The organism is uncultured Nevskia sp. (assembly GCF_903885465.1).
Taxonomy (GTDB): Bacteria; Pseudomonadota; Gammaproteobacteria; order Nevskiales; family Nevskiaceae; genus Nevskia.
On record NZ_CAISIQ010000022.1, the window covers coordinates 1 to 3,295 of the forward strand.

Consider the following 3,295-nt stretch of genomic DNA (forward strand, 5'->3'; position numbering starts at 1 on the left):
GAGTGCGGCCCGCACAGGGATGTGCGGGCGGGGCATAGCTCTAAAAGAATGCGGCCTCGCCAGGGATGGCATGAACCGGCACGCCGAGGAAGACAGAGCTGCCTTGAATGGCACGTCTCCTACGAGTGCGGCCAGCACATGGATGTGCGGGCGGGGCGTAGCGCGTGAAGAACACAGCCTCGCCAGGGACGGCATGAAGCACGTCGCCGCGAAAGGACACGCGCCTTGCTCACTGCTTCCAAAGGTGATCCCATGAAATTCCTGCCATTGGTCTGGGCCAACCTCTTCCACAAGAAAACCCGCCTGATCCTGACGCTGCTGAGCCTGATCGCCGCGTTCATGCTGTTCGGCCTGTTGCAGGCGGTCAGCGTGCTGTTCAGTTCGGGCGCCGATTTCGTCGGTGCCAATCGCCTGATCACACAAGCCAAGGTCAGCTTCACGCAGCCCTTGCCGCTCTCGCTGTTGCAGCGGATCGAATCGGTTCCCGGCGTTGCCCGCGTCGCCTGGTCGCAGTTCTTCGGTGGCATCTACATCGACGAGCGCAACTTCTTCGCGCAGTTCGCGGTGGACCCGGAACGCCTGCTCGATGCCTATCCCGAGTGGATACTTCCGGCCGAGCAGCGCGAAGCCTTCACGCGTACCAGAACCGGCGCCATCGTCGGCCGCAAGCTCGCTGAAAAATACGGCTTCAAGATCGGCGACAAGGTGCCGCTGAAGTCCTTCATCTTCACCCGCAAGGACGGCGGCAGTTCCTGGGAATGGGACGTGGTCGGCATCTTCGACGGCAAGGACGACGACTGGGCCGGCCGCTCGAACTTGATGTATCTGAACTTCGGCCAGTTCGATGAAGCCCGCCAGTTCGGCCAGGGCTCGGCCGGCGTCTATATCGTGAGAGTCGACAACCCGGACGATTCCGAGCGTATCGCGCGGGACATCGACAAGCAGTTCGAGAACTCGCCGGACGAAACCAAGACCCAGACCGAGAAGGACTGGAATCTGAGCTTCGTGCGCCAGATCGGCGACATCGGCCTGATCGTCACCGGCATCCTCGGCGCGGTGTTCTTCACCATCCTGCTGGTGATCGGCAACACCATGAGCCAGGCGGTGCGCGAGCGCATTCCGGAATTCGCGGTGCTGAAGACGCTCGGTTTCAGCGATGGCCAGGTCACCGGCCTGGTGCTCGCCGAAGCCTTGCTGCTGTGCTTCGTCGGCGCCGCACTCGGCATGGTGTTCGCGATCGGTGCGGCCAAGGGTGTCAGCAGCGCATTGAACGGCGCGCCGGTGAGCGTGCAGCCGATCGTCTGGGCACAGGCGTTCGTGACCATGCTGGTACTGGCGTTTGCGGTAGGGATCTTCCCTGCGCTGCGCGCAAGAAGACTGCAAATAGTCGACGCGCTCGCAGGGCGATGAAACTGCCCTGCGAGCGCTGCGGACATCCTGTCAAGACCGGGCCATCCAGGGCCCGGACTATTCAAACAAGCGGGAGCTGATCGATGAAGTTCTTGGCCCAGATGTTCAAGCTGATCAGCATCAACCTGAAAAGCGTGCCGGCTCGCTGGGGAGCAACCCTGGTGATCGTCGTCGGCCTAGCCGGTGTCGTCGGCGTGGTCACCGCACTGCAGTCGATGTCCGCCGGCATGGTCGCCACCTTGCGCGCCACCGGCAGTGCCGATCGCGCGATCGTGCTCAGAGGCGGCTCGAACTCGGAACTGTCGAGCTTCTTCACGCGCGATCAGGCCATCGTCATCGAGCAGGCGCCGGGCGTCGCCAAAGGCGAGGACGGCAAGCCGATCGCTTCCGGTGAGCTGAGCCTGATCGCCGAGCGGCCGCTGCGCCGCTCGAACACCGACAGTAATGTCTCGCTGCGCGGCATCGGCCCTGCCGGATTCACGATCCGTCCGGAGCTGCAGATCGTCGAAGGTCGCAGCTTCAAGCCGGGCCTGCAGGAACTGATCGTCGGTTTGAAAGCGCGTGAGCAATTCGTCGGGCTGGACATCGGCAGCGCCGTGCAGATTCGCGGCTCGCAATGGACCGTGGTCGGCGTCTTCGCGTCGAACGGCGATGCCCATGAATCCGAGGTGCTGGTCGATATCGAAACCGCGCAATCGGCGTTCCGCCGCAACGGCTATTCCTCACTGCTGGTGAAGCTCGATGACCCGTCCGCATTCCAGGCCTTCAAGGACAGCCTGACCACCGACCCGCGCCTGCAGGTCGATGTGCAGAACGAAATCGAATACTTCTCCTCGCAGTCGCGCAGCTTCACCAAGACCATCGGCGTGCTGGTCAGCGTCGTCGGCGTGATCATGGGCCTGGGCGCGATCTTCGCCGCGCTGAACACCATGTACTCGGCCGTGGCGGCCAGAACCGTCGAGATCGCCACCCTGCGCGCGCTCGGCTTCGGCGGCGGCGTGGTCATCGCCGCAACGGTGATGGAAGCGATGGTGCTCGCCCTGATCGGCGGCCTGATCGGCGCGGTGGGCGCCTATGCCTTCTTCAATGGCTACACCGTCTCGACACTCGGCGCCGGCTTCACCCAGGTCGCCTTCAGCTTCCGGGTAACGCCGACTCTGCTGATCAATGGACTGGTGTTGAGCTTGTTCGTCGGCTTTCTGGGTGGATTCTTTCCGGCGCTGCGGGCGGCGCGGATGCAGATTGCGGTGGCTTTGCGGGCGGCTTGAGACGGCCATCCATAATTTGGTGTCTAGGGCACAATAAATCAAAGATTTTATTCAACTGCGTCAGAGCATTCGGCACCTGCACCAAACCCTCAAGCTGAAGTGCACCGAAGACTACCAGTACTGCGTGAAAATTAACCCCCAATAGAGTTAAGCATGTCGGAATTGATAAGCACAATACGAACTATCCCAGCAGGTGAATGGCTGCTAGGTGCATTTTGCTTTGTTGGCTTGGTGGCTCCAGGAGTGCTCAGCATTTGTATCTTTGCGCCCTCAACAGCGCTACAGCTTCCCTTCCTCAGCCTTTTGTTAATAGCGCTGAGTCTTACTACTCCATTCTTCGTTCTATTTCTTGCGTCTGCTCTACTCGCAGAAACTACGAAAAGCGTGTTTGACCTACTTGTCTACACTCTCTTAGCCCTTAGTTTCACCACTTACATAATGCTGTTCCTTTCTGCAATATTCGATTTCAGTTGGAAGTGCACGTTAATTCTCCTTGTTTTTCTAGATTTGGCGCTTGCACACCGTATGTACATTCATCTACGTAAGCATTTTGGGCGTTCCAATACGCAGCCCGCGTAGGGCGGGAAAGGCGCATCCCGCCTTTCGCGATACGCCGA

Annotated in this window: 2 protein-coding genes; both read left to right on the forward strand. The window is 60.4% G+C overall.

The window, feature by feature from the left end; genetic code table 11:
- Window positions 1-252: 252 nt before the first annotated feature.
- The gene (locus QZY06_RS00740; RefSeq protein ID WP_295678914.1) at window positions 253-1,410 is read left to right on the forward strand and encodes an FtsX-like permease family protein; all 1,158 of its coding nucleotides are present in this window, start codon (window positions 253-255) and stop codon (window positions 1,408-1,410) included.
- Between the two features lie 83 nt (window positions 1,411-1,493).
- Window positions 1,494-2,678, forward strand: a complete 1,185-nt coding sequence (locus QZY06_RS00745) for an ABC transporter permease (protein ID WP_295678916.1) — start codon at window positions 1,494-1,496, stop codon at window positions 2,676-2,678.
- Window positions 2,679-3,295 lie beyond the last annotated feature (617 nt).